Here is a 525-nt window from a genome sequence, read left to right as displayed (position 1 = left end):
ATCTGAAGACTCCCTTATATGTGTATTCGGTGTATGCTCCGGTGGGATATGTTATTTTATTTAACTTCTTCATTGAGGCAGGGTAAATACAAACGGAATCCCCTCTCATGTATAAATCGTCTCTATAGGTATACTGGTATTTTACAGACCTGTTTTCAAAGTCCTTGCGTTCTGTAACAATATATCCGTAGGTATAAATCAGTTCGTTTTCCTTGTTGGGGTTATAGTGCTGATACTCCTGAGCCAGGGAATAGACAATTCTTTTGTCATCAGGAGCATTTACCACCACCTGCAAATGGGCAAAGTCATAATTTATTGTGACCTCACGGTTCAGGGAATCAATTATCCTGGTGACAACGGGATAATTATTAATCAGGGTGTGCTGGTATTCTATGGCATTGCCGAATCTGTCCACCTTCTTCAGCAGTCTTCCGTCAGCGGCAAAATACTTTTTTATGCCGTCCTTATACTGCAAGACATATTGAGAAACAATGCCCTGTCCGTTTATACAGGTATTGTCATATT

1 protein-coding gene is annotated in these 525 nt (G+C 40.2%); it reads right to left on the bottom strand.

What is annotated here, in order from left to right; genetic code table 11:
• Window positions 1–525 (bottom strand): hypothetical protein (locus tag CLHUN_RS22325; protein ID WP_165755839.1); only part of this gene is annotated, 525 nt, incomplete at both ends.

The organism is Ruminiclostridium hungatei (assembly GCF_002051585.1).
Lineage (GTDB): Bacteria > Bacillota > Clostridia > Acetivibrionales > DSM-1351 > Ruminiclostridium > Ruminiclostridium hungatei.
This window is presented reverse-complemented; position numbering and strand designations above follow the sequence as displayed.